Origin of the sequence: Pelotomaculum sp. FP, from assembly GCF_004369245.1 — a bacterium.
Classification (GTDB): Bacteria; Bacillota; Desulfotomaculia; order Desulfotomaculales; family Pelotomaculaceae; genus Pelotomaculum_C; species Pelotomaculum_C schinkii.
Window position 1 is genome coordinate 83,282 of sequence record NZ_QFGB01000003.1, and the last position, 25,747, is coordinate 109,028.

Sequence of the window (25,747 nt, forward strand, 5' to 3'; positions counted from 1 at the left end):
ATACTGCTGCTCAAGAAATATGCATAGTATTATATAGTGTGTTCGTAAAAATCGTTTACCATGCTGCACCTAAGTTTAATTCAATATTAGTTAAAATATTCCTGTTGTGAGCCACTAAAAAACTGCCTTTGAGGCAGTCTTTTAGTGTACAAACATTGGTGTTGTAAGGGCGAAAAGGTTTCTTGCCGATATCGGCGCCAGGTCCTGTACGGAAGCTTCTATTATCAGATTCGGATCAAGGAGCGCCAGTATTGCCACTCTCTCCCCGCTAGCCTGGTTTGTATAGAAGCCGATGATACAAAACTGCATGTCCTCTCCGTATATTTTCCTGGTAACGATGTCCCCGATTTTCATCTCTATACCCCCTGTGAAACCGGCGCAAGCAGTGGTCTATCCTGGTGAGAACTATTTTTCCTTATAACATATGCCCTTTTTAAAAGAGTTGTGTATGAAAACCAACGGTTAGAATACCAATACATGGGAATTTCAGGCATTAAAAAAAGCTGCCCTTTTCAGGCAGCTTCAATGCTTGACGTCACGTTCCGCCAGTTTGGCAATCATTTTAGCCAGGGATCTTTTTTCATCCTCTCCACCCGCTTCCCAGAGCTCTTTTAAAAGCCGCTGCTCCCGGTTGGCGGGGTCGAAGTTGTTTGCGAAGAAGTTCCCCAGGCGGTAAGCTATCTTGTTAATCGTTTGGTCCGACAAACCTACAAATTCGGCGGTATTCACCGCCTGGCCCAGGGTCTTCTTCCAGTCATGCCAGGACGTTTCGATTTCCACGAAGATCACCTCATTGATATTGTTGCCTTGGTCAAACCGTTATATGCAAAACCCTTTGCTAGGCCTACCCTTTATATCCTCCTGATTTTGCCGTTTGCCGACCCGGTGGCAGTGCCGCCGACAATCAGCTGCTTAATGGCAATGGTCGGCTGGGCGTCACTGACCGGCACGCCCTGGCCGTCCTTGCCGCAGGTGCCGATGGTGAAACCCAGGTCGCTCCCAACCATTTCAACTATGCGGAGTACCTCCGGCCCGTTTCCGGTCAGAGTCGCGCCGCGCACCATGGGCCCCGTCTCACCGTCTTTAATGAGATAACCCTCCGCCACGTCAAAAACAAAATCCCCGGTGGTGGTGTTGACCTGACCTCCCCCCATCTTCTTGACCAGCAAGCCGGTCCCCGTTTCCCTGATGATCTTCGCCGGGTCGGTTTTGCCGGGCGCGATAAAGGTATTGCCCATGCGGGGAATGGGTTTATGCTGGTAGGACTCGCGGCGGCCGTGCCCGTTCGACCTGACGCCGTCCTTGGCGGCTGTAAGGCGGTCGTACATATAGTCGCTAAGCACACCATTTTCAATCAAGTTGACCTTACGGGAGGGGATCCCCTCGTCGTCAAACCGGTAGGAACCGTAACGTACGTCCAGGGTCGGGTCCTCGACCACACTCACCTCTTCGGCTGCCACAGCCTGCCCCTTCTTATTGGCGTATACAGAAAGGCCTTTCTGCACCAGATCGGCTTCAAGGCCATGGCCGCAGGCCTCGTGGACCATGGTGCCGCCGGCTTCCCCGGCTATAACCACAGGCATCCGTCCTGCCGGAGCCGGTTGCGCCTCCAGCATGTTAACCGCCTGCCTGGCGGCGGCCTCACCTACCAGCGCCGGTTGTTCACTTGCGAAAAGCTCAAAACCAGACAGGCTCCCCACAGCTTCGTAACCCGTCTGCATGGCTGCTCCTGACGCCGCTATCGCCTGGACCACCAGGCGGGTACGGATGCGCTCGTCTTCAACATAATCCCCTTCGCTGTTGGCGATGGTCACCTGCTGGACCACGTCACCGTAGCCGACAATAACCTGTTTAATGCGCGCCGGATCCACAGCCCGGGCAACCTGGTCGGCAGCTTCCACCACCGCCGCCTTCCGTTCCGTGCTAACGTCCCCGGGGCGCTCTTTAAAGTTAAATTCAACTAAAGGCTGGACTTCGGTGAAATCAAGATTAATGTTATTCTTGCCGCCGGCAGCGGCGTGGCTCACGATCCCGGCCACATTCAGCAAGCCCTCGCGGGAAAGGTCATTGGTGTAGGCATAAGCAGTAGCTTCCCCGGATATTACCCTGACCCCGGCGCCTATATCAACACCGGTTTGAATCTTCTCAATCCTGCCGGCTTCACAGCGGATAGCAGTGGTCTTTTTGTGTTCAAAAAAAATGTCTCCAAAATCTCCACCTTTTTGCAGCGCCTGCTCAAGTACTTCCTTCAGCAACTGTTTATCAACCAGGTCCATCACCCTCTTTTTATCTTCTGCCTGCATATATTTTACCAATTACAATGTAATTTTATAGTATGTTATTCAAATAAAAAAGGGACGAATGGTTAGAAGATTTTCTTCTAAGCGGTTGTAAGGCGTAATACATGATTCTTCCACGGCGTCATAACTTAGTATTTAAACAGGTAATTGGAAAGAAAACAGGTTGTTATCGAACTTCGATGGAGTTGGCTTTCACGTTCAGGTGGGCCTTGACGTCCATAATCTGGGTAAGCAGTTCCCGCGTTACTAATGTCCTGTCGTTGACTATTTTAGGCGGAGATGTTAATACAATCGGGGTTCCGTTTTTGAAGCCGGAGTAATTGTCGACCCATAATTTCACTTCCAGTCCGGGCTTGCTGATAATCAACTCCCGCTCGCTGTCAACATACTGCACCGAGGCCCCGGTCGCTTCCGCGACGGCCCGCAAGGGGACCAGGACTTTTGATCCTTCAACAACAGGCGAAACGTCGGTATAGACCTGCGTTCCGTTGACCACCAGTGAGTAATTCGAAGTCACGGCTACAGCAGGCGCCGCCAAAAGCAAGCACAGCGCCACAGTGACCCAAAGCGACTTAAACAAAACAACAACCCCCTGTTTCGTTATGATATATTTTCAATTTACCTCCTGGCTGCACGCCACGCTCAAGAAGAGGATAAAATCAGCGCAATGCGGGCGATTTAAACACGCTGTGGAGCAGTTTAAGAGGTTTATACGAATCTTCCTTACATATACTGCATTTTCATCTACGTATGAATTCCAAAACAATATTTTGGGGTTACGCGCTCCGTATATATATAGTTCCACACACCGCTATCGCGGCGCCGCGTATCATGAAAAAATCAGGCGATGCAGGTGCCATTTCAATCGCACACGGCGCGCCGGCGCCGGGCTTGTGCGGCAAATGGATCTTCTCTGCGAATGAGTTCGCGCCTGCATTTTTGGGATTCGCTCTGTGGGCTGAACATCTGTACAGTTATTTTCTAGGAAAGGAAGCAAAAGAACCGTCCCCCTGCTTCCGTAGGTGTCCATGCCGCCGGCGGCAGCACTGACATTAGTTCTCTTCGCCTTCGGGCGGGGTCTCAAGTTCCACGGTCCCGCTGCTGCCGGGCAGGGCGTTATTGCTGTTGGTGATGCCCTGGTTCAGCAACTGCTGCACAAAAGTCTTGAGGAAATCCTCCCCGCTGGTCATAGGGGCTTCAGACGCCTTAGCAGGCGCTTCAATGTCCGGGGAAGGTGATGCGCCGCCCGGCGTCTGGAAGGCATTTTGCCGTCCCGTGAGCCATCCGGCCTCCTGTTCCAGCCGGAGCCGCTCTTCCGGCGCCGTGCTGGAATATATAACCAGGTCGAACGCCGCAGTGACCCTGCCGTTCTGGTCTGAGCCCGGCGTGGCCGGTAATTGTTCCTTGACAAAGTTTTGCACGGCAGACGCTGTCGACGTCGTCTCTTTTTCCGGTTGTATTTTCAGCGATCTCAGGTCCGACAGGTTGGGCAGGCCTTCCATTTTCTGAATAAAGCTGACTACATTGGGATAGTCTCCGCTGACCTCAAACTTGACCGGCAGTTCCAGATGGGCGCCTTTGTTAATGATATCAGAGGGTATGAAAGAATTGATCCGGACATTGGTTCTCATGGCTTCCAGACCGATATGCGCCACTGCCAAACCGTCGGTCATCTGGTTATTGAATAATGGTTTGACCTCGTTGAGCTTTTCGGTTGCTTTGGCGGCCAATTCCGACTCGGCCTTCTCGGAAGACAAAATGTTTTCGGCAACCTTGGCCTTAGTTTCTAATTCAGTCAATCGGTCCCTGTTTTCAGAAAAGGCATCATATTGAGGAATCAATATAAAGTTAAATAAAAGAAAAATGACAATACAGGCTCCCAGGGTGGCTAGAAGAATTTTTTCACGGGGTTGAAGCTTCTGCCACACTAGCGTCCACCCTCCTTCAGTTCCGCAGTCAGCTTGAATTTGAAACACTCTTCTTTTTCATCCCATTGCAACTCGTTGAGAAAGACATTTGAAAAGTAAGGCATGCGGTAAAGGTTATTCATAAAGAAGCCGATGGATGGGACGGAGCGTGCATAGCCCACAATGATCAGTGTATTGGGCAGCGGGAGTGAATCAACTCCATTTTTCTCGGTGGCAGACTGGGTTGCCGTGACCGGTTGTCCCTGCGCGTAGCCGCTTGATTCGTTACCGGACGGCTGGCCGGGTTGCCCATCCTTGCCGGCGTTCTTTGGCGCCACATAAGATATATCTACATTCCCCAGCCACAGGTCGACCGGCATATTGTAGCTAATATCTTCCAGCAGCGGAAACCGGGACTGCCTGGCGTTGAGCAGTTCCTTAAATACTCTCGTGCTCTCCTCGTTCTTGATCCCCTCGACCTTTTTTACAGTAGCCGAGATCTGGCTGAGGTATCTTTCCGTATCGCTTATTTCCTTTTGGGTCAGGTAACCCATGAATAGAAAGGCGCCGTAGCCAAATAGAAGCAGTATCACCATGATGGTAACGGTAACCCGCCTGACCAGTCCTTTAACATCGATACTTAAATCTCTCTGCAGTTCAGCGGGTAGAAGGTTGATCTTGTACATTACTCAACCACCTCTCGCAGCGCAGAACCCAGCGCTACCGCGTAAGCCTGGTCGAAAGCCTCCGGCGAGGTCTCGTCAACCGGCTGGCCGGATAGTCCGGGATCCCCGAATTCTACCGGAACCTCCATCGCATCGGCCATAAATTCGCGGAAACCGGCCAATTTAACGGCGCCGCCGCTGAGCACGAACCTTTCAATTGGCGCGGCGCCCTCCTGAGAGGCGTAGAAGTCGATGGAGCGCCGGATTTCGCGTACCAGTTCCGACAGCCCGTCCCGCAGGGAAAAGTCCATCTGCATAGCTTCCTCCGAGGTCGCGGCGGCTTCCTCGGAGCTGAGCAGCCTGCCCCTTTCCTCTTTCATCTGCGAGGCCTGTCCGAGCTCGTAACCGTAGTATTCCGCCAGGGATTGCGTGAGCAAATTACCGCCTACCGGAAGTGTCCTGGTGAATTCAAGCAAGCCGTCACGCACCACCAGGAATTGGGTGGACGACGCGCCGATGTCCATGACGCCCAAGGTACCCTTGCTACCGGAGCCTGGTTTTAGCCCGCAGAATACTCTCCACAAGCTGAGGACCTGGAGGTCGATGGCCGCCACGGTCAGGTCGGCCCTGGCAAAAACTCTGTAAAAATCATATATGTAGGAGGTTGGTACGGCAGCTGCCAGGAGGTGCAAGGTTTTCTGCCCGTTTACCCCCGTCACGCCCAGCTTAAGATGCCTGATTGTAAGCTCATCAGCAGGGACAGGGATCAATTTCTCGACCTCAAAGCGTACGGCGGTTTCCAGTTCCTTGTCAGGCATTACCGGCAACTTGATATGCCTGGTCACAACCTTGTCTCCGCTGATGGTGGTTATGACTTCTCTCAACTGCAAGCCTGATGTCAGGACCAGCTCGTTCAGGGCGTTGACGAGCACCTCCTCGTCAGCCAGGTCGTCCAGAGTATCCGGAGGGGTGGGTAATTTCCCGAAAGCCGTAACTACAGGGCTACCGTCAGCGGTGCTGATTTCCACCAACTTGATTTCGCTGGCGCCGATATCAACAGCGGCAAACTGGTTTTTTTTCGGGGCATATTTTCGTAGAAGGCCCTTCAGGCTCGACTTGCTTTTTCCTTTACTGCCTGTGGTCTTCGCGGAGGTCCCTCCGTCTTTAGCCCCTTTATTTTTTATGCCGTTCATACCGAACACCCTTCAAGAATGTAGATTAAAACACCGGGTTGGCTTCCTTCCAGGATTTCACTTTCACAGCAGCTGCCAGCCCGTCCGGTTGGTTCCGATACAGATCGTTATCGTATCTCACCACCGTCTTGTTTCCAAGCTTAACACTATCGCAGATAATACTTCCGTAGAAAAGCTCTGTATTGAGATCAATCAGGTAGGGAGAAAAAAGATGCGCGTAGGTCGTTTTATTATTTGAACTTATGCCCACCCCATCAACCTGGCCCAGCGCAATAATGACCAGGCATGAATCTTCGTTCGCCCGGATCAGGTCGCCGCTAATGGTCACCTTGCCTTGTACCACGATCACCCCTCTCCCGGAGTAATTGCCGGATATATCGAGATCCCCGGGCGCGTAAGTAATACCATTGATGTCATAGGTACCGGAGAGAATACCTGATTCAATAGTCTGATTAGGGTTTTCAGAATACATATTTTTGTCTATTACCGGAAGAGAAGGAATATTCACCTCAAACGGCACTGCCTCACCTTTGTGAAGCGTCCCGGTAGAAGGTTTCTTATCATTCATGTAAAGTTCGCCGTTCTGGTATACGTCTCCGGTAATATCCACTGTGTTTTCGAGAATGATGTCCCCTATAGCGCTGACTTGTCCACCTGCAAAGCCTTTATCGATCCTAATATTCCCGCCTGCTTTTATTTGCGATATTACTTCAAGATTGCTTTCAATTAATACGTCTTGGCCTGAGATAATGCTGTAGGCGGTTATACCCTTTTTCACGTCGACAGTCCCTTCGGCGATTATGTTTCCACCGACAATATCGTTATTTTTGAAAGTCAACGTGCTTCTGCCAATAATATCACAGTAACACTCCACCTTATTCTCGAATTCCGTGGCCGAATTAACCCAAATCCCTTTGGCGAAAGTAATCCCGTCGCGCGCCTCTCCCGTGACGTTGATGGTACGAGTGGCTCCCTGGTAATCACCCCTGGACTCCAGGCAAAATGTCGTTGGGTCGTTCCCGGTCGATGTCCTGGTAACCTTAACACTGGTAATCCGCCCCCCGGCGTAGTCGAGGAATGTCTCGCCATTTTCCGCAAATACATAGTTGGTGTCCTTATTAGGTTCCAGGGCCTTCAACCATTCAAAGTCATTTTTTATATGGGCCAGGACTTTCTCAACACCAGCTTCAGCAATGTAAGAGGACTGCACCATTTTCTTTTGTTCAAACGAGCGTATATGGCTGCTGCTGGTACGGGTCAAGGCTGCCGCGCCAATCAGCATCAGCACCATGAGCACCATCATTACCAGGAACAAAGCCTGGCCCGATTCATTTTTCAACCTTTCCATCACAATGACCTCAGGCTTATTTTTCGAACCAATACAACAGGATTAACATTGCTGCCATATTTTTTTGCCGTCAGCGTTATTTTGACTTGCCTGACAGTTCCCGGAAAACCTGATGAAGTAGGGGTTATGGGCGCCCCGGCTCCATTGTAGTAAGTAAAACTGATGTCCTGAATGTCACTGGCCAGCGGCTGAGGGATATTGTACTCTTTTCTCATAAGCTGATAACCATCACGATAATAACGGATGGTTTTACCCTCCGCGTTAATAAAGTAAAGATTGCGGCTGTCGCTTGGCGACACTACCCCACCTGTTGTTCCGTCCGGTTTTCGGGCATACATCAGTTCCCGCCCCATCATGTCAAGGGAGAAACGCAGGCTGTCGTACATGTCAACCTTGTACTCCGCCTGACGCCAAAAGGTATAGCCGTTCGCAAAAATCCCCCATACTCCTAGAAAAAGGATGCTCATCAGCACCAGCGCAAGCATCAGCTCAATAAAAGTAAACCCCCGCTCATCCCGCAGGCTGACCAGTATCTTCACCGCATTGCGACCTCCGTCGTCAGGTCCAACTGTTTGGCTGCCCCCTCGTCATCGTAATAAACAGTAACAGTAATCGTTTTCGAATTTAATATGGAGGTGTCGTTTACCGTAATATAGTTTGGCGCAACAGTTACCTTGTAGCTAAGTCCCTGAAATTGGGCATAGTCGCTTTCAGTCGCAAAATCAGTGATAGCTACGCTGGTCACGTCATTAAAATTCTTTTTTTTAATTTCCTCAATTTTACTCTGGGCCAGTGAGAGGGCTTCGTTGTAGCGGTAAGTGTCGCTGTTCTGGCGGCCGGCCAGGACAAAACTGTTCAGCATGGTGACAAGCACCATTGACATGAGCAGAAGCGCCACCAACACTTCAAGCAGGGTCAGACCCTGCTCATTGTTAATAATTATTACTTTTTTCCGGGATAAGGGGCCTTCAAGATTACTGATACGTTTCACTGACTCTCACACGCCCCAATGTATCTATAACAACATCTTTGTATTTTTTTGTAGTTTTATCTTTTAATGTGATAGTCCCGCCAAACCCCTCAACTGTACCGTTATATCCGCCAAGCGGTCTACCTTTGACGGAAATGCGCATCTTGTAAAGCTTTTCAACCGGTATAAATGGAGCCCCTATAATTTCAACGCTGTTAGGAATCGTTACGCTCTTGATCACTGTGTTTTCGTTCTTAAGGTAGTAAGTACCTGAAGATAAATTCCACATAATTGAAAGAGCTGTACTCTGTGTCTTTATGGCGGACTGCTGAAGATCACGTATATCTGAAGCCATTTCCCTTGCCGAGATGTCGAGTTGATAAGCATCGAGAATTTTCTTGAAATTGGGCACAGTGAAAGCAACAGCAATGCTGATAATTAGCATTACTAGAACCATCTCTATGATGGTAAAGCCAAGATTATTTTGAACCATAGGTGTTTGCTTTTCAATAGGGGGCATACTCATCTCTTAAATAAGTTGTTATTAACATGATTCTCTTAATTGTCAGGACTTATAATCCTATATGAATTCAATAAAATTATTTGTAAGGCATTATACTTAACCCTGCCTTAATTTGCATCCTAATCAAAATAAATAATAGAACTTTAATCCATAGTTATTCGATAGAACTTCCTACGGTTGTAGGTGGCGCAACACCCTCCTCAGGATTTGCATCATTTTTAACAGTAATATTGTCACTATCGGAGCCTGAAGCATCATCCTTGTCAGAACCACAGGAATACAAAAGATAACCACTAGTACCAATTTTTAAATATTTGTAAGGAGTACCCCAAGCATCATTAAAAGTTGTAAAACCATTGTCAGTCAGCACTGTTTTGGCTGCAGCGGCATCTGCTGGAGATGTTCCATCTTCGTTCACTATTGGGTCACTAATGTAAATGTCTAATATTGTTTTCATGCTCTTTAATTCAGCAACTGCCCTCTTGTTTTTGGCCTTATCGCTTTGCTTGCTCATTACGGGAATGGCTATGGCTGCCAGGATACCAATGATAATTAGCACCACCATCAATTCAATAAGAGTAAAACCACGTTCGTTTCTTGCTATTTTCATTTATTTCACTTCCTTTTAATATAATTGTTATGTAGTACCTAGTTGCAACTGCTTTCTTAACCTTGCAGACCATTTACTTGGATTCTAGCGATAGTCGCCATTATGCCGGCAATAATCAAAACTCTTTTCATCCGCATTGGGCGAAGCGACGTTCGTCTTTGTTTCATTAACCACCTCCAAATCATGAATTCTCATGATTTCCATTGATGACCAGGCCGGCCACGCCGGCCGAAAACTATTTCACACTGTCCATTACAGTAAACATCGGCACCATAATCGAGATCAAAATAAACCCGACCACCACACCCATCCCCACCAGCAAAATCGGCTCGATCATGGAAGACAGGCGGGAGACCATAGCGTCCACTTCTTTTTCGTAAAAGTCGGCTACCTTTTCCAGCAGGGTGTCGACCGACCCTGTTTCCTCTCCTATCGACATCATCGTGCTGACCATCGGAGGAAATACCCGGCTCTTCATGAGCGGCTCGGCAAAACTCTGGCCCTCTTTGATGCTTCTTTCAGCCTCCTTGAGACCCATATTCACCGAGTGGTTGTCCACGATGTTTTTGACCACTTCCAGCGCCTGCAGGACCGGCACGCCGCTTTTCAACAGGGTGCTCAACGAGCGGCAAAAACGGGAGATGACGATTTTTTGGACCATCGGGCCCATTACCGGAAGCTTCAGGACAACCGAGTCTTTCATTTTCTTGCCCCGACCGCTCTTAACACCGGTCTTGTAGCCGAAAGCCAAAGCAACCACCAAAGTCAGAGCAATGTACCAGTAGTTTTTTAGAAAACCGCTGACACCCATAATTATTTTAGTAGTCACGGGCAGGGGCGCCTTCATGTCTATCAGCATTTTGGTCATGCTGGGCAACACGAAGATCAAAAGGGCCACTACCGCCAGCACCGCCACCACCAGCACCACTGTCGGGTAGGTCATGGCCGACTTGACCTTCTCCCTCATGTCGTGCTCTTTTTCAAAGTTTACAGCCAGCCTCTCCAGCACGTGTTCCAGGTCGCCGCCGACTTCCCCGGCCTCGACCATGCTGGTAAAGATACCGGGGAACACCCGGGGATAGGGTTTCATCGACTCGGTCAGAGACATGCCGCCTGCCAGGTTGCCGCCGACCTTTTTCATCGTGTCCTGCAGCGTCTTGTTATCGCACTGCTGGCTGATAATGCTTATTGTCTGCAGGAGAGGGACTCCCGCCTGCACCATGGTGGCAAACTGCCGGCACATTACAGCCAGGTCCCTGCTGCCGACTTTTTTCTGAAAGAGCTTGTCCAGCTTAATGCTGGTCCCGGCGAGAGGGGCTTCTTTAAGCTCCACAACAAAAAACCTGCGGTCCCTGAGCTGGGTGATGGCTTTGCTGCGGTTTTCGGCCTCGATCTTACCGGTGACCAGTTTGCCGGCCGGGTTGCGGGCTTTGTAGGCAAAGTTTTGTGTCATTTACTCCACCATTTTCTTATAATTTCCAGTTGATTGACTGATGAGCAAACGTTAACCGGCCGTATAAATAAGGATCCCCCTTCTGGCACAAGGCCCAAAAAGGGCCTTTACTCACCGAAGGAGCACCCGCTTTTAACAGTCCTTCTCTACTTCAGCAACCTGACAGTCGTAGCCTAGCGGCCTCAGACCCATGGTTTTGCGTCCCCGCCTTTCGACAGGTTTGCTGTTTTCGGTGGAAGGTTTATATATATTTTGGAATATTATACTATTTTGTTGTGATATGTCTATAATACAATTTTAAAGTAAAGAATGCAATATATCTTCTCACCAAATAAAAAATATTCCTTTCAGTTAAGCGCTTTAAGAGCGCCTCGGGATCGGCCGCCCGGGTCAACGCCTCCTCCCTGCTGATTAAGTGGCAGACACCCGGTATGGAGTAGGAAAAGTCCAACTCCCCCACCTGCTGGAATTTTTGGTACTGCTCCGGCGTCATAATCTCGCGGGCCATCCTGTCCGTATCTTCTGGAGACAGCGGGCCGGCAGGCGCACTTCCAAAGTCTAATTTCCCCTGCCATTCCGGCGCGGCCAACGGCAAAAGCGCCCCTGCAGACGCAGGGCCGGAGGCGCTTTAGTACGTCCGAGGCGCCCACCTTGAAGGCACAGGAAAGGATTTCATCACAGGTCATTTGAATAACCCCCTAATCTGAAAAAATGCAGCTACGAATTTATTCCCCATATGCAACATTAGGTACCAACCAAGTTAGTACTAATGTGCCATATGCGATCAAAATCGCACATTGCTGGTTTTCATCTTCTACTGCACCGAGTTAGCAATATGATTGTCTTAATTGTTTTCTGAATATGCGACCCTCATCACTTCCTCGATGGTGGTCAGCCCCCGTAGAGCTTTTTGGATACCGTCCATCCTCAGGGTAACCATGCCCTCGGCCTGGGCTTTTTGCTTGACTTCATCGGCAGAGGCTTTATTTAAAATGAGCGTGCGCAACCCGGTGGTCATAGGCAGGATCTCTACGATGGCCATGCGCCCCCGGTAACCGCTGTTCCGGCATTCATTGCAGCCTGCGCCCCGGTAAAGAGTCAGCGGCTGGTCGGGCCCGGCGCCTATAAACAGCCGTTCCGGGGAATCCGGTTCCGGTACATAGCTCTGGCGGCACCTCGGGCAAATTAGCCTGACCAGCCGCTGGGCAACCGCGCCCAGCACCGATGAGGCCACCAGGAACGGTTCTATATCCATGTCCACCAGTCGGGTGAAAGCGCCCGCGGCGTCGTTGGTATGCAGGGTGGAAAGGACCAGGTGTCCGGTGGTGGCTGCCTTGACGGCAATTTCCGCAGTTTCGCCGTCGCGGATTTCCCCGACCAGGATCACGTCCGGGTCCTGCCGCAGGATGGCCCGCAAACCGGTGGCGAAGGTCATCCTCGCCCTGGGATTGACCTGGGTCTGGTTGATCCCTTCCAGCATATACTCGACGGGATCTTCCACGGTAATGATATTCTTCTCGACGGTGTTTATTTCATTGAGCGCTGCGTAAAGAGTGGTTGTTTTCCCACTGCCCGTGGGTCCGGTAATCAGGAGCATCCCGTAAGAGCTTTTCAACGCGTTTCTGAATATACTGAGGCTTTTGGAGTCAAACCCGACGTTTTCCAGCTTATAGCTCTTCATGCTGCCTTTGCCCAAAAGTCTGGTGACTATTTTTTCCCCGTAGACGGTGGGAAGCGAGGATACTCTAAGGTCAAATTCCTGGCTGCCCAGCTTGAGCATGATCCTGCCGTCCTGCGGCGCCCGCTTTTCAGCGATGTCCATGCTGGCCATGATCTTGACCCTGGAGATCACAGCCGAACGAATTTTTTTGGGCAAAGTCATGATTTCCTGCAGCATCCCGTCAATCCTGTACCTTACCCGGACATGCTTCTCCGCCGGCTCAATGTGGATGTCACTGGCCTTCTGTTCAATGGCCTGGATGAAAATAGAGTTGATCAGGCGCACCACGGGCGCTTCGTCAAAAACCTCTTCCTCCAGGACGATCGCTTCAGACTCATGCTGTTCTGTGGTTAGTTCAAACTCGTCAAAGATCCTGTCAACTTCGGGGACACTGAAATGTTTGCGTATGGCCTCTTCAATGACATGCTGCTCCAGTCTTACAGGCTCGATTTTGCAGCCGGTCACAAGGCGCAGGTCATCGATAGCCAGGACATTGGCGGAGTCCGCCATAACCACGGTAAGAAGATTGCCTCCTTTGTTATAGGGCAGCAGCTTGTACTTACGGATCATGTGCTCGGGTACTAATTTAAAAAGTTCGGGGTCCAGGTTATCCAGATTGATTCTCTTGACCCCCAAAATCTCATTGATCGTATCTTTTGAAACCATGCCGAGCTTGCTTAAAATCTCACCCAGGAACTCACCAGTGCGGGACTGTACCCGCAGCGCTTCCCATAATTGCGCGTTGTTAATAAAACCCCTCTCAATCAGAAGCTCGCCAAGGGTTTTTTTTGCTTTTTTTGGGGCGTCTATCACAAGTAAGTCACCTCATGCTGATACGGACATTTTTGACAGTATTTCTAGAAAGATATCGTTTTTCCTCTTAAATGTTAATATGTTAATACTCCTCCGTGAATCTGGCAATCAACTGCCGCCATTGATATAAAAACCCAATCAATCACAATTGAGTTGGGTGAATGAATTCGCACCCACATTTTAGAGAAAGCCCGGAACGTTATTTTCAGTTATCTGCCGGGGCAGCTGTATCTAATCCTAAAACAGCTGAAGATACCAGTACAGCAGCCGGTCCCCGGCCAGCGCCGCAACAACGGAGCCCAGGGCCAGGTAAGGGCCGAAAGGCAAGCCTTCTTTCATCCTCTTTATCTTTAAAAGCACTAACAGGATCCCCACTAACGCCCCTGCGGCGAAAGCAAGAAAAAGGGCCAGCAGCAGGTATTTCCAGCCAAGGAGCAGCCCCATCACCGCGGCCAGTTTGATATCTCCGCCGCCCATGCCGCCCCGTGAAACAAGAGCGACCAGGTACAGGAGGCCTCCCCCGGCCAGAAACCCGATGGCGTTTGCGGTAAGGACCTCACGGGACTCAAAGAGCAGGACCGCTCCCAGGACAAACCCTGCCAGGTTCAGCCTGTCCGGTATAATCCGGTATCGCCAATCGATCACGGCGGCCGCCGTAACCAACGTAAAAAGCACGGCCGCCCGCAGGGATGCCAGGGTCAGACCATGCTTGAGATAAGTCAGGAGAAACAGTATACCTATGGTCAACTCTACAATTGGATACTGCGCCGATATTTTACCGCCGCAGTAGCGACACCTGCCCTGTAAAAACAGGTAGCTGAGTACAGGAATGAGATCGACCGCTCGAAGCCGGCTCCCGCACGAGGGGCAGTTGGAAGGCGGATAAGCGATTGAGCCTCCCTCCGGCAGCCTGCAGATACACACGTTCAGGAAGCTGCCTGCGCAGAGCCCGGCCAGAAATGCAAACAACGGTATGAAGAGTTCCATAGGTTTCAACTCTCTCGTTTTAATCAAAATAAGAAGTTATGGGGTCAATTGCGGACAAATTCATACAGCTATATAATCTGTCAATTGAATTCGCACCCATATTTTGGGTAATCAATAAGTGATATAGTTCCTTTCCAACAGGCAACGGGTAATTTGCTCGACTATCTCCACTATGCTGCTGTTGCCTGTATCAACAGTGATTTCTGCTGCTTTATAGGCGTTCTCCCGCTCCTGCAAGAGCTCCCTGATCTTTTCCATCATATCGCCGTGCATCAGCAGGGGCCGGTTCTTGTTACCTCTGACACGGTCGTAGATGATCTCGGGCGAGGCGGTCAGGGCTACCAGGATCCCGTTTTCTTTGAGCAACAGGAGGTTTTCTGTGTTTAAAACCATGCCCCCTCCGGTCGCGATGACCAGGTCTTCCCGCTTGGCAAGCTTTTTCACCAGCAGTTCTTCCTCGGAACGGAAGCGGACGACCCCGTCCCTGGCAAATATCTGGGCCACCGTCTTACCCATGAGCTTTTCAATTTCAGCGTCGGTATCTATAAACTCGCGCTTGAGCCGGCGGGCCAGCCGTCGTCCTACCACCGTCTTGCCGGTACCCATAAAGCCGATTAATACAATATTTTTCATCTTATTTCACACCTGCCGCAGGTAGGACAGGTACCTTTCCCAATTGTTTTTCAGCTCGTCCAGGCTGTCCCCTCCAAATTTTTCCATACAGGCGCAAGCCAATTCCCAGGCCACCACCGCCTCGCCAATTACACAAGCAGCCGGAACTGCGCAGGTGTCTGAGCGCTCAATAGAAGCCGGCGCCGGCTCTTTTGTGGCCAGGTCGACACTGCTAAGCGGCTGGTTAAGTGTCGGTATAGGTTTCATGGCTGCCCTGACCACCAGCGTCTCACCATTGGTTACCCCGCCTTCAATGCCTCCGGCATGGTTGGTCCTGCGATAAAAACCTCTTCCTTTTTTATAAAAGATCTCGTCCAGTGCCTGCGAACCAAACCGGGCAGCAGCGGCAAAGCCCTGCCCCACCTCAACACCCTTTACCGCCTGAATACTCATCAGTGCGGCGGCGAGTCTTCCATCAAGCCTGCGATCCCATTGGACATAACTGCCCAGGCCTGCCGGCGCGCCGAAAACTCTAATCTCAAATATACCGCCCAGCGTATCCCCGTTAGTCCTGGCCCGGTCGATCAGCTTGACCATTAGCTGTTCCGCCTCAGAGTCGGCGCAGAGGAGCCTTGAGCCTCTCAACCTTTCCTCCAGTTGTGCAGGGCTAAACTCCCCGACACTGGCCTGCTGATCCCCGATTTGCAGCACCTGTCCCATAATTGTGATACCCAGTTCCTCTAAAAACCGCCGCGCCAGACTGCCCGCGGCCACCCTGGCGGCGGTCTCGCGCGCGCTGGAGCGTTCCAGCACGTTGCGGATATCTCCGTGCCGGTATTTCAGGGCGCCCGCCAGGTCCGCGTGCCCGGGCCGCGGACGGCTCACTGCCTTTTCAGCCATCTTGGCCCCGGCGGCCGGGGACATGATTTCCGACCAGTTGGCCCAGTCCTTGTTTTCAATAAGCATGCTCACCGGGCTGCCCAGGGTCACACCGCCCCGCACCCCTGAAAGCAGGCGTACGGTGTCGTTCTCTATCTTCATCCTGCCACCGCGCCCGTAACCACCCTGGCGGCGGGCCAATTGAGTATTTATATAATCCGCTGTCAAGGGTAAACCGGCCGGCAAGCCTTCCACGATCGCGGTCAGCGCCGGACCATGGGACTCCCCGGCCGTCAGATACCTGAGCATTTTGTTACCTCCATTTATTTTCGTTCTGTGCAATTCTTGTTCCCATCATTCTATATATGGAACGTTCTATATATGGAACGTTTTTATGTGCTACCGGGCATTGCAGGTGCGAATTCAATCCCAATGCAATGCGAAGCAGTTTAAGGGACTCTGCTGCTCCATTTCTTTGGGGTCTGTGCAAATGAATTCGCACCCGCATTTTTTGGGGATGCGCCCTGTGTGCATTTTCAGGTTAGCCGTTGATCATTATGAATTGGCGGTTTGCATTATTCGTTAACTGTGTGTGGAAAGAGCTTTCATTAAGGCGTCTCTCATCACCTCAACCGGAGCAGTTATTCCTGTCCACAGCTCAAAGGCCAGCGCCCCCTGGTATAGAAGCATACCCAGGCCGTTGACGGTAACAGCTCCGAAATGCGCAGCCTTATTCAGAAAGTTCGTCCGGGCAGGGTTGTAAACCAGGTCACATACGACCACACCCTGTTTTAGGCGCTCAAATGGGAAAAAAACTGTTTCTGCGGTATAGGGATACATACCCACAGGGGTAGCCTGCACCACCAGGTCGGCGTTTGCAATCATACGGCTGTCACTGTGTTGCAACCCCTGAGCCGGCCATTCTGCAACCGCCACTGCAGCCCCCGTTTTTTCTGCGATCAGCTTGGCCAGCCCCTCAGCTCTCGGCCTGGAGCGATTGGCCAGCACCAGCTTTGCCGGCCCTGAAAGGGCCAATTGTACCGCCACTGCCCTGGCCGCGCCACCGGCCCCCAGTACCAGCGCAGTTTTCCCCTTGGGATTAAAACCAACCTGCTCTGACAGCGCTTTAATAAAACCCCGCCCGTCTGTGTTCTCGCCGCGAAGATGCCCTTGGCGGTTAACCACTGTGTTCACTGCCCCGATGAAACCAGCCTCCATGCTTATTTCATCCAGGTGCGGCAGAACAGTCTCCTTATGCGGAATGGTGATGTTGACACCGGCCAGGTTCAGAGCCCGTAAGGCTTTTATTGCATCTGGAAGGTTAGCCTTTTCAACTTGAAATGGAACATATATGTAGTCAAGCCCTGTCGCGGCGAAGGCGGCGTTGTGCATCGCTGGTGATAAGGAATGCTGCACCGGGTCGCCGAAAATGCCGCAGACCTTTGTAAGGCCGTTAATCCCACCGGCCATGTAATACCTCCGGGTACCGTTTTAATCGCGCCAGTACGATTTTTTCCAGGGGACGGCTGAAAAGCCTCGTCCCCCAAAATTCTTTGCCTTTTAGGGGGACGACCAAAATGGTATACAACCCGCACAGGTTACCCCCAAAGATATCGGTAAAAATCTGGTCCCCGATTAAGGCAGTTTCCGCAGGCTTTGTCCCGAGCATGTTCATAGCCCGCCGGAAAGGGCTAACCAGGGGCTTGACTGCGCGGTGCACAGCCGGAAGATCGAGAAGGCGGGCCACAGCGCCAACCCTTTGGCGGGAGTTGTTGGATACTATCCCCAGCCTGAACCCACGGGCGCGTAGTTCACGCAGCCATTCTCCCACTTCCTCGGAATACCTGTTTGAATCCCTGCGTACTATGGTGTTGTCAAGGTCTAACAGGATCCCTTTCAAGCCCAGTTTTTCCAGGAGTTCCGGCTCAATTTCCACCAGTGACGACGCATACAGTTTAGGATACAGTATTTTCAGCAATTTTTTTCTCCCGCTTTTTTTCTGTTATTCCCGCCATAACCCTGGCCTGGTGCAAATCTTTAGGTGTGTTGACGTTAAAAAAAGCCCTTCCGGTATCAGCCAACTCACCTAAAAGCTTATCATTAACATAATTTACCCTGACCTGGGGATAAAAATCAACCACTTTATACCTGCCTGCCCGCAAAGCCTGTTCTATAACCTTAATACAGCTCTTATCATAAACTGCGAAAAGCGGTTGGAAATAGACGCCATCGGTGGGAACAGCCACCTCATAACCCTGTGCCAGACCGACCATAAGCGCGGCCAATTCTGCCTTGAGAAAAGGCATATCACATGGAACCACCAGACACTTGTCATGAGCAGAAGCTGTCAGGGCGGCATGGATACCGCTGAGCGGCCCGCCCCCGGGGATCAGGTCGGCTACCACTGTAAGACCAAGACGCCTGCCCGTCTCCTCACTTCCCCCGGCGATCAGGATTTCTTCAAAAACTTTTTGAAGCTCAGCCGCGACAATCTGGATCATGCCGGCCCGCCCTACTTCCATAAAGGTTTTATCACTACCCATGCGCCGGCTTTTGCCGCCTGCGAGGATCACCCCGGTAGCCTCGTTTCCAGCCAATCATTTCCCCTGCTTTCTATTATTACTCACCAGGTTCCGTGGTGGCTTATGCTATTCAACTTGTGTTAAGGTTAAATTTTCTTTCCTTAATTATTTTTCTCCGGTAACCTGAAAAATCCTTTTATGAAACATTTTTTGACAGGACGTGCACCAAAAGCGCCTCCCATTTCATAAAATTAATAGCACGCAAATTTTATGGGGGGGATGCTTTGATGCTGCCAGGTCTCTGGACTCTGACGGTGGTATCGCTGGTAAACGGTCTCATGTTGCTCGTCTCTTACATAGCCAACAATACCTTCCCTCAGCCGCTCTCGGAGCAAGAAGAGGCAAAATACCTCAAGCTTCTAAATCAGGGGGATGAAGGCGCGCGCAACGTCTTGACCGAACGGAACCTGCGCCTGGTCGCTCACATTGTCAAGAAGTTCGACAGCACGGGAGAAGATTCGGACGATCTGATATCCATCGGCACCATAGGCCTGATTAAGGCAATCAACACCTTCAACCCGGGCAAAGGAACCCGCCTGGCTACTTATGCGGCCAGGTGCATCGAAAACGAAATCCTGATGCACCTGCGCTACACCAAGAAAATGAGAGCAGAGGTCTCTCTTTACGACCCAATTGGCGTAGACAAGGAAGGCAATGAAATAACTCTGATTGACATTTTAGGAACCCATTCTGAAGTTGTGGCTGAAACTGTGGAGAATAAATTCGAACAAAAACGTCTCCGTGAGAAAGTCCAACATCTGACGCGGCGTGAAAAGAAAGTCCTTGAACTGCGATTCGGGCTTGAGGACGGGGCGAGGAAAACACAGCGCGAAATAGCCCGGAGCCTGGGTATCTCCAGGTCATATGTCTCGCGGATAGAAAAAAGGGCCTTAAGCAAACTTACTAAAGAATTCATCCTTGAGCGCTGCCAATAGTGGGCGGCCTTTTTATTCAGGCAGTTGCACCAAGGGAATGAAAACTCAGTGAGAGAAAACCGTTCCCTGTCTCACTCCCTGGACAAGTTCTCCTGTTTTTAATTATTTCACCACAACATGAATCTGTTTTCCAGACAAAAATACTATGTCCATTTATCCTGAATCCACCTTCGGTCGCCTGAAGTAAAATTTAACACAAAATTAATGTTTCTATAATGCACAGTTAATCGAGAGTAATAGTCTTTTAACCCAACTTGTATAAAGTATTGGTTGAGGTGGTGACGGATATGTCGTTAGTCCTGGTTGTCGACGATGAAACCAACATTATCGAGCTTTTGAAGTTTAACCTGGGCAAAGACGGCTACCAGGTAGTTGGCCTGACCAATGGCCGGGATGCCGTAAATTTTACGGAAGAAGCCAAGCCTGACCTCATCATACTTGACATCATGCTGCCGCAAATGGACGGCTACGAGGTCTTGCGCACCCTCAGAGCCAAACCGGAAACCAGCGCCATCCCCGTGATTATGTTGAGCGCCAAAGGAGAGCTGGTCGACAAGATCCTTGGTCTGGAACTCGGCGCGGATGATTACATTACCAAACCTTTCTCACCCCGGGAAGTGCTGGCCAGGGTAAAGGCACGCCTGCGCCGGAAGGTCTCATTGAGTATAGCACAGCAGGAGATTAAGCCAAGTGAGATTATTATTAACCACCTTATAATCCGTCCGGAGAAGTATGAAGCTGTCATGGAGGGAAATAAAATCGACCTGACCCCCAAGGAATTCGAGTTGTTGCACCTGCTGGCGCTTAATCCCGGCCGTGTTTTCACGCGGGATATTTTGCTGGAGAGAATCTGGGGCTACGATTATGCCAGAGAGACACGAACAGTTGATGTTCACATCAGGTACCTGCGCCAAAAGCTTGAACGGGACCCTGCAGTCCCTGAATATATTGAGACGGTGCGGGGAGTGGGCTACCGTTTCCGTGCGACAAGCTAAATATGTTGCTTTAAGGCCACTTAATATCGACCGGCAACCTTACCAGCCAAAGCCGGCGCGTATCCATTCGACCTTTTTTCATAATAGCCAAAATACGTATTACACGCCCGAATAATATAAGACCTAAAAAAAAGAGGCTAATGCCTCAAGATAATAAATACTAAACATTCAAATTTGACCGCAGTCCTGTGACCATATATATAACCGATTCTCCAATATTGGTGGCATGGTCGGCAATCCTTTCCAGGTATACTCCTGCCAGCAACAGCTGTATGGCTGTTGCCGCTGTGCCTGGATCTTCCCTGATGATGCCGGTCAGCGACTGGAAACTCTCCTTATAGAGCTTATCAATGGCGTCTTCAAGAGTGGCTGCTCTCCTGGCCAGTTCTATATCGGCAAGGTCGTAGGATGTTATGAAATTATGCGCCATCTCCCGTACCAGCTCCACCATCTGCGGCATATAATGAAGCTTGTGAATGGTTTTCTCGCCATGCAGCCGTAATGCGGCCTTGGCTATGCTTTCAGAGTAGTCCCCCATCCTCTCAAGGTCCATGGCTATCTGTAAATCAGTCTTAATGGTCCTCAAATCGCCTGCCATAGGCTGGCGCAGCGCCAAAAGCCTGACGCACTGATCCTGCACCTCCGTGTTCAGGCTGTCGATACTATCGTCGGCGGCAATAACCCGTTCAGCCAGATCAGCATGGCCTTCCAGCAAGGCCCTGGTAGCATCGTACAGGGCTTTCTCCACCAGCGCGCCCATGCGCAACACATTATTTTGCAGGTCCTCCAGTTCTTCCTCTAATATTCTTTTCTCCATAACTGTGCCTCCGTATTACTGCTGATTATATAATTTTGATTCTGATATCGCTGACGGCCGGCGCCATCAGAACATGAAAATACCCCGCTACGTGGGTACGATTTCAGCTGTTATTTATATTTAAGCAAACCCATGTTAAAACATTCTTAAGCTGCTTTTAAGAATCAATTAAGTTCTGTGCCCAGAAGAAGAGCGGCTGCAACTTAATTAATTGTTAACATGCAAATAACAATATCCTAACGGAATAATGTTAAACTACAATTCATACCTAGTATTCATCTTATGTTTTTCCTTGAACGGGAGGTCTTGTTGGATGCCGGAAAGCAAGATATCAGTTAACAAACTCAATCTTTTTTATAAGGATTTTCAAGCTCTTAAGGATGTGGGCATTGAAATAAAACAAAACCATATTACCGCGCTAATCGGTCCCTCAGGCTGTGGCAAGTCGACCTTTCTGCGTTCACTAAACCGGATGAACGATCTCATAGAAGGCGTCCGGGTTGAAGGGACCATCCTCTTGGACGGCCGTGATATTTACATGCCCGATATAGACATGGTCACCCTGAGAAAAAGAGTGGGCATGGTTTTCCAGCGGCCGAATCCCTTTCCCATGTCAGTTTATGATAATGTGGCCTACGGACCAAGAATTCACGGTGAAAAAAACAAGCGCAAGCTGGATGAAATCGTAGAAACCAGCCTGCGCGGCGCGGCTCTTTGGGATGAGGTCCGCGACCGTCTTCACAAATCGGCGCTTGGACTTTCCGGCGGTCAGCAGCAAAGGGTCTGCATCGCCCGCCTGCTGGCAGTCCAGCCGGACGTCCTGCTGATGGATGAACCCTCTTCCGCGCTGGATCCCAAGTCCACTATGAAAATTGAAGAACTGATCCGTGACTTGAAAGAACGCTATACCATTATTATTGTAACCCACAACATGCAGCAGGCTGCCAGGATATCCGATACCACAGCCTTTTTTTTGAACGGCTCCCTGGTGGAATGCGGTGAAACCGAAATGATATTCACAAAACCGGTTGACCAGCGTACCGAAGACTATATCACCGGCCGTTTTGGATAGTATTTAGTTCAAACCAAAATAGATCAAGATGCTAAAGGCTGCCCACTTCGGGCAGTCAATTTTTGTTGCGAATGAACTGTTTAAGTGGGCCCTGCCAATAACCTGGCTCTTCTTTCAGATATACGTAAACCAAACTCAACCTGGGAAAAGGCTGAATTGGTTTTCACACTTTTTTGCACCCTGAATAAAATATTATAAACAAACAATGCCCTACCGTCAGGGGATAGAAGAAAGGAGGGATAGCAAATGACCAGGCGGGAGATTTTCTTTATTGTTTCGTTGATTTGCTTAGGTATATTTTTGTTGATAGGCGCCTGTCTATGGAGACAGAGTATCTCGCCAATAAAGGCCGCGGACAACTATCAGGATAGCCAGCGCAGGCAATCCGAGATTGTACAAACGGATAATAACGCCAGTCAAACATCCAAAACCACCAGTGCGCAAACAAACTCCGGCGGCGCCAAAGATAAAACAACAGCAACCACCTCACCGGCAACCTCTCCTAAAACAAATCCGCCAGTTCAGTCAACAAACCCTGCGACGGCAACAAATTCTGCACCAGCACCGTCAAGCGCGGCTCAGGCTACAGCTTTAATCAATAATGTTATTATTCCACAGGAATATCAGGTTGGTGAGTTTGTTAAACTTGGTGGCTTGGAAATGATTGTTACCAAGTCAACTACCAGGCATAAGATCATAGATATAACTCTTACGGGAAATGATACTACGCCTAAAATTATCCTTAATGAAAAAAACCATATTATTTACGAAGTACCTGCTGATACATCTGTCAACATGGATATATCAGAAAAAGTTGTTGTGGAAAAATCTCCTCTTTTCAATACCCCTTAGTATTTTATGAAATTTGTTAATAAATAGGTTTGACAATACATCACAAGGAAGGCATCTGAAAAACCTTATCCGGGTTTTATCAGATGCCTTTTTTCGAACATTAGTTAATCACTTTAGTACTTGTTGTATATATGTCAACATGATACCAATTCAATTGCCTGTTGCAGCACATCAACAACGTAATCCATTTGTTGTTCCGTGATATCGTTGAAAAACGGCAGAGCCAGCGTTGAGGAAGAAATCCGCTCTGTGTTGGGATAATCTCCTTCACTATAACCAAATGATTTTCTGTAAAACGGCTGCAGATGCAATGGTTGGAAATAAGGTCTGCAGCCGATTCCATTCTTTTGCAAATGATTCATAACGCTGTTTCGGTCAATTCCGTGGGCCAGACTAACTACATACACAAACCAGCTAATTCTTACCCCCGGCGTCTCGTTTGGTGTCATGACACCCTTTATTTTCTTCAGCTTGACGCTATAGGCCCTGGCCGCCGACTCTCTTTTAGCCAGAATTTCATCAATACGCTCTATCTGTGCTACACCAAGCGCCGCGCTTAATTCATCCAGCCGGTAATTGTAGCCCAGACGGCAGTGATTCAGCCAGCCCCCGTCTTCCTCGCTTCTTCCCTGATTGCGCATACTGCGGCACAGGCTGGCCACATCACTGTTATTAGTTGTAATAATTCCGCCCTCACCGGTTGTAATCTGCTTGTTGGGATAAAAGGCGAAAACTCCCGCGTCACACTCAGTGCCAACCTTCTTTCCGTGGTAACTGGCGCCGATGGCCTCACAGGCATCTTCAATTACGAAAATACCTTTTTTTGTAGCGATCTTGAAGATGGTATCCATGTCTGCCGGTCTTCCGAAAACATGTACGGGGAGAATGGCCCTGGTTTTTGGTGTTATTCTGGATTCAATCTGTTCCGGATCAATATTGAAAGTGACCGGGTCGATGTCTGCGAATACCGGGCGCGCTTTTTCAAAGATAAGGCAGTTGCTGGATGATATGAAGCTAAAGGGAGTTGTGATCACCTCATCTCCCTCACCTATTCCCAACGCCCGTACCGCCAGATGAAGACCGCTTGTTCCGCTGTTTACCGCTACAGCTTCTTTTACCTGCAGATATTCCGCTACCAGACGCTCAAACAAAGCTATTTTGGGCCCGATGCTCAGCACATTACTATTCAGTACTTCATTTATCAAATCACGCTCTCTATTACCAATGTCCGGACAGGAAAGGGGCACTATCATAAAACCGATACCTTCCTTTTTAAAAATTAATACTTATTACAAATACGGATCACCTGAATGGACGTGTCTGCATCAACTGGTTAGATACCCAGTGTCTCCAGTATCGCATGGTTAACCTTATGAACATCATATTTTTCTTCAGCAAGCTTACGGCTCGCCCAACCCATGGTCGCAACCTTTTCAGGGTGCAGGATAAAATATTCCATAGCCTCCGCCAAAGCATTACTATCTTTAACCGGCACAAGAAAACCGTTTTCTCCATGCCGGACTGTTTCGCGACAGCCGGGCGCATCGGTGGTTATAATAGGTCTCCCCATGGACATGGCTTCAAGAACAGAACGAGGCGTCCCTTCACGGTAAGACGGCAATACATAGACACTGCTGTCGGCAATGAAAGGACGTACATCATCGGTTTCACCCAGGTAATTTACCGTCCCGTCAGCTGTCCAGAGCTCTAAATCCTGCCGAGGAATTGCGGCGTGGCTGCAATCAAAAGGCCCAAGTATATTAAAAGTCACATCAGGGTAAACCGGCTTGAGTATACGGGCCGCTTCAACAAATTCAGCTATGCCCTTATCCTTGAGCAGTCTTGCAATTATTAAAAAAGAACTCTTGTTTTTTTCATACTTCACGTAATCATAATATTCCAAATCGACACCAGAACCATTTATTACAACCGCCTGCTCTTTGTTATGCAGTAAATCAAGAGATTTAAACAGATTCAAATCATCCTGGTTTTGAAAAAAAACTGTTTCATTTTTTTTCAAAGCGGCTTTATATAGAAGTTTTATTAAACTCAACAATATTCGTTGTTTCACTGTATTTCCCGTGAATACATAACCAAGGCCGGTAATCATTGAATAAACCCGGTCAACATTAGCCATACGGGCTGCCAGTGAGCCATAGATTACGGGTTTTATCGTATATGTAAATATAATATCGGGCTTGAGCTTCCTGTAGACCCTAACCAAATATAGGAGAGAAATGATATCTTTGAACGGGTTTAGCTCAGTTCTTCGCAGCGGAAGTTTCAAATATTGAGCGCCCAGTTCATTTAGATCTTTCTCATAATCCGTTTCGGGCGCCAGGGCAATCACCTGATGACCACGTCCAACTAACTCTTCTATTAACTTGCCCCTAAAACGTATCAGTGATTTTGCATAACTTGCGATCAACAGAATCTTAGCCAAAATAATTTTCTCCCAATAAAAAAAGTTTTTGGACATTAAGCCTTTACTCAAACCTCGCCTTCCATAATTCA

28 protein-coding genes and 1 riboswitch are annotated in these 25,747 nt (G+C 49.5%); of the genes, 4 read left to right on the plus strand and 24 right to left on the minus strand.

Annotated features, from left to right (window positions below):
• Window positions 1–141 precede the first annotated feature (141 nt).
• The 21 genes from Psfp_RS02155 to Psfp_RS02255 all read right to left on the minus strand — a co-directional run bounded on the left by Psfp_RS02155 (window position 142) and on the right by Psfp_RS02255 (window position 18,577).
• A complete protein-coding gene (locus Psfp_RS02155) occupies window positions 142–354 on the minus strand; it encodes a sporulation peptidase YabG (RefSeq protein WP_134216906.1) in 213 nt (70 codons plus the stop codon).
• A gap of 168 nt (window positions 355–522) precedes the next feature.
• A complete protein-coding gene (locus Psfp_RS02160; RefSeq protein WP_134216907.1) occupies window positions 523–780 on the minus strand; it encodes a DUF3243 domain-containing protein in 258 nt (85 codons plus the stop codon).
• 71 nt (window positions 781–851) lie between these two features.
• The gene (locus tag Psfp_RS02165; RefSeq protein ID WP_134216978.1) at window positions 852–2,270 is read right to left on the minus strand and encodes a TldD/PmbA family protein; all 1,419 of its coding nucleotides are present in this window, start codon (window positions 2,268–2,270) and stop codon (window positions 852–854) included.
• 196 nt (window positions 2,271–2,466) lie between these two features.
• Window positions 2,467–2,880, minus strand: a complete 414-nt coding sequence (locus Psfp_RS02170; RefSeq protein WP_190238835.1) for a copper amine oxidase N-terminal domain-containing protein — start codon at window positions 2,878–2,880, stop codon at window positions 2,467–2,469.
• A 472-nt stretch (window positions 2,881–3,352) separates the two neighbouring features.
• Entirely contained in the window at window positions 3,353–4,228 is an 876-nt protein-coding gene (gene pilO, locus Psfp_RS02175) for a type 4a pilus biogenesis protein PilO (protein WP_190238834.1), read from the minus strand.
• Window positions 4,228–4,893, minus strand: coding sequence for a PilN domain-containing protein (locus tag Psfp_RS02180; protein ID WP_134216910.1), 666 nt, complete (start codon window positions 4,891–4,893; stop codon window positions 4,228–4,230). Before Psfp_RS02180 ends, pilO begins: the two co-directional genes overlap by 1 nt.
• Window positions 4,893–6,065: a type IV pilus assembly protein PilM gene (gene pilM, locus Psfp_RS02185; RefSeq protein ID WP_134216911.1), complete on the minus strand. Its 1,173-nt coding sequence runs from the start codon at window positions 6,063–6,065 to the stop codon at window positions 4,893–4,895. Before pilM ends, Psfp_RS02180 begins: the two co-directional genes overlap by 1 nt.
• A 25-nt stretch (window positions 6,066–6,090) precedes the next feature.
• The gene (locus Psfp_RS02190) at window positions 6,091–7,413 is read right to left on the minus strand and encodes a hypothetical protein (RefSeq protein WP_134216912.1); all 1,323 of its coding nucleotides are present in this window, start codon (window positions 7,411–7,413) and stop codon (window positions 6,091–6,093) included.
• On the minus strand, window positions 7,413–7,952 hold the full coding sequence (locus Psfp_RS02195; RefSeq protein WP_134216913.1) for a prepilin-type N-terminal cleavage/methylation domain-containing protein: 540 nt from the start codon (window positions 7,950–7,952) through the stop codon (window positions 7,413–7,415). The genes Psfp_RS02190 and Psfp_RS02195 overlap by 1 nt, the downstream gene beginning before the upstream one ends.
• Window positions 7,949–8,404, minus strand: a complete 456-nt coding sequence (locus tag Psfp_RS02200) for a prepilin-type N-terminal cleavage/methylation domain-containing protein (RefSeq protein WP_134216914.1) — start codon at window positions 8,402–8,404, stop codon at window positions 7,949–7,951. The genes Psfp_RS02195 and Psfp_RS02200 overlap by 4 nt, the downstream gene beginning before the upstream one ends.
• Complete coding sequence (locus Psfp_RS02205; protein ID WP_192895234.1) at window positions 8,388–8,903, minus strand: prepilin-type N-terminal cleavage/methylation domain-containing protein; 516 nt, start codon at window positions 8,901–8,903, stop codon at window positions 8,388–8,390. Before Psfp_RS02205 ends, Psfp_RS02200 begins: the two co-directional genes overlap by 17 nt.
• Before the next feature lie 157 nt (window positions 8,904–9,060).
• Window positions 9,061–9,516 carry a prepilin-type N-terminal cleavage/methylation domain-containing protein gene (locus tag Psfp_RS22090; protein WP_134216916.1) on the minus strand — a complete coding sequence of 152 codons (456 nt, stop codon included), beginning with the start codon at window positions 9,514–9,516 and terminating at the stop codon, window positions 9,061–9,063.
• Window positions 9,517–9,751: 235 nt separating this feature from the next.
• Window positions 9,752–10,969: a type II secretion system F family protein gene (locus Psfp_RS02215; protein ID WP_134216917.1), complete on the minus strand. Its 1,218-nt coding sequence runs from the start codon at window positions 10,967–10,969 to the stop codon at window positions 9,752–9,754.
• 150 nt (window positions 10,970–11,119) lie between these two features.
• A riboswitch (cyclic di-GMP riboswitch) is annotated at window positions 11,120–11,204 on the minus strand.
• A gap of 112 nt (window positions 11,205–11,316) precedes the next feature.
• A complete protein-coding gene (locus Psfp_RS02220) occupies window positions 11,317–11,655 on the minus strand; it encodes a hypothetical protein (protein WP_134216918.1) in 339 nt (112 codons plus the stop codon).
• A 158-nt stretch (window positions 11,656–11,813) separates the two neighbouring features.
• Window positions 11,814–13,502 carry a GspE/PulE family protein gene (locus tag Psfp_RS02225; protein ID WP_243120431.1) on the minus strand — a complete coding sequence of 563 codons (1,689 nt, stop codon included), beginning with the start codon at window positions 13,500–13,502 and terminating at the stop codon, window positions 11,814–11,816.
• Window positions 13,503–13,739: 237 nt separating this feature from the next.
• A complete protein-coding gene (locus Psfp_RS02230) occupies window positions 13,740–14,489 on the minus strand; it encodes an A24 family peptidase (RefSeq protein WP_134216919.1) in 750 nt (249 codons plus the stop codon).
• A gap of 111 nt (window positions 14,490–14,600) precedes the next feature.
• Window positions 14,601–15,122, minus strand: a complete 522-nt coding sequence (locus tag Psfp_RS02235; protein ID WP_134216920.1) for a shikimate kinase — start codon at window positions 15,120–15,122, stop codon at window positions 14,601–14,603.
• Window positions 15,123–15,128: 6 nt separating this feature from the next.
• Window positions 15,129–16,289, minus strand: coding sequence for a chorismate synthase (gene aroC / locus Psfp_RS02240; protein WP_134216921.1), 1,161 nt, complete (start codon window positions 16,287–16,289; stop codon window positions 15,129–15,131).
• A 273-nt stretch (window positions 16,290–16,562) separates the two neighbouring features.
• On the minus strand, window positions 16,563–17,450 hold the full coding sequence (locus Psfp_RS02245) for a shikimate dehydrogenase (RefSeq protein ID WP_134216922.1): 888 nt from the start codon (window positions 17,448–17,450) through the stop codon (window positions 16,563–16,565).
• Complete coding sequence (locus Psfp_RS02250; protein WP_134216923.1) at window positions 17,434–17,958, minus strand: YqeG family HAD IIIA-type phosphatase; 525 nt, start codon at window positions 17,956–17,958, stop codon at window positions 17,434–17,436. Before Psfp_RS02250 ends, Psfp_RS02245 begins: the two co-directional genes overlap by 17 nt.
• Entirely contained in the window at window positions 17,936–18,577 is a 642-nt protein-coding gene (locus Psfp_RS02255) for a molybdenum cofactor guanylyltransferase (RefSeq protein ID WP_134216924.1), read from the minus strand. Before Psfp_RS02255 ends, Psfp_RS02250 begins: the two co-directional genes overlap by 23 nt.
• Before the next feature lie 212 nt (window positions 18,578–18,789).
• On the opposite strand from Psfp_RS02255, the gene sigK reads away from it, so the two are divergent.
• Both sigK and Psfp_RS02265 read left to right on the plus strand, forming a co-directional pair.
• The gene (gene sigK, locus Psfp_RS02260; protein ID WP_134216925.1) at window positions 18,790–19,497 is read left to right on the plus strand and encodes an RNA polymerase sporulation sigma factor SigK; all 708 of its coding nucleotides are present in this window, start codon (window positions 18,790–18,792) and stop codon (window positions 19,495–19,497) included.
• A gap of 287 nt (window positions 19,498–19,784) precedes the next feature.
• Window positions 19,785–20,492: a response regulator transcription factor gene (locus tag Psfp_RS02265; RefSeq protein ID WP_134216926.1), complete on the plus strand. Its 708-nt coding sequence runs from the start codon at window positions 19,785–19,787 to the stop codon at window positions 20,490–20,492.
• 160 nt (window positions 20,493–20,652) lie between these two features.
• Here the strand turns inward: Psfp_RS02265 and phoU are convergent, their stop codons facing one another.
• Complete coding sequence (gene phoU, locus Psfp_RS02270; RefSeq protein WP_134216927.1) at window positions 20,653–21,309, minus strand: phosphate signaling complex protein PhoU; 657 nt, start codon at window positions 21,307–21,309, stop codon at window positions 20,653–20,655.
• 313 nt (window positions 21,310–21,622) lie between these two features.
• On the opposite strand from phoU, the gene pstB reads away from it, so the two are divergent.
• Window positions 21,623–22,381: a phosphate ABC transporter ATP-binding protein PstB gene (pstB, locus tag Psfp_RS02275; protein WP_134216928.1), complete on the plus strand. Its 759-nt coding sequence runs from the start codon at window positions 21,623–21,625 to the stop codon at window positions 22,379–22,381.
• 246 nt (window positions 22,382–22,627) lie between these two features.
• Window positions 22,628–23,233 carry a hypothetical protein gene (locus tag Psfp_RS02280; protein WP_134216929.1) on the plus strand — a complete coding sequence of 202 codons (606 nt, stop codon included), beginning with the start codon at window positions 22,628–22,630 and terminating at the stop codon, window positions 23,231–23,233.
• A 134-nt stretch (window positions 23,234–23,367) separates the two neighbouring features.
• Here Psfp_RS02280 and Psfp_RS02285 read toward each other — a convergent pair whose 3' ends face one another.
• Together Psfp_RS02285 and Psfp_RS02290 are read right to left on the minus strand one after the other, a co-directional pair.
• Complete coding sequence (locus Psfp_RS02285; protein WP_134216930.1) at window positions 23,368–24,486, minus strand: DegT/DnrJ/EryC1/StrS family aminotransferase; 1,119 nt, start codon at window positions 24,484–24,486, stop codon at window positions 23,368–23,370.
• Between the two features lie 80 nt (window positions 24,487–24,566).
• Window positions 24,567–25,676: a glycosyltransferase family 4 protein gene (locus Psfp_RS02290; RefSeq protein WP_205079448.1), complete on the minus strand. Its 1,110-nt coding sequence runs from the start codon at window positions 25,674–25,676 to the stop codon at window positions 24,567–24,569.
• Between the last annotated feature and the right edge of the window lie 71 nt (window positions 25,677–25,747).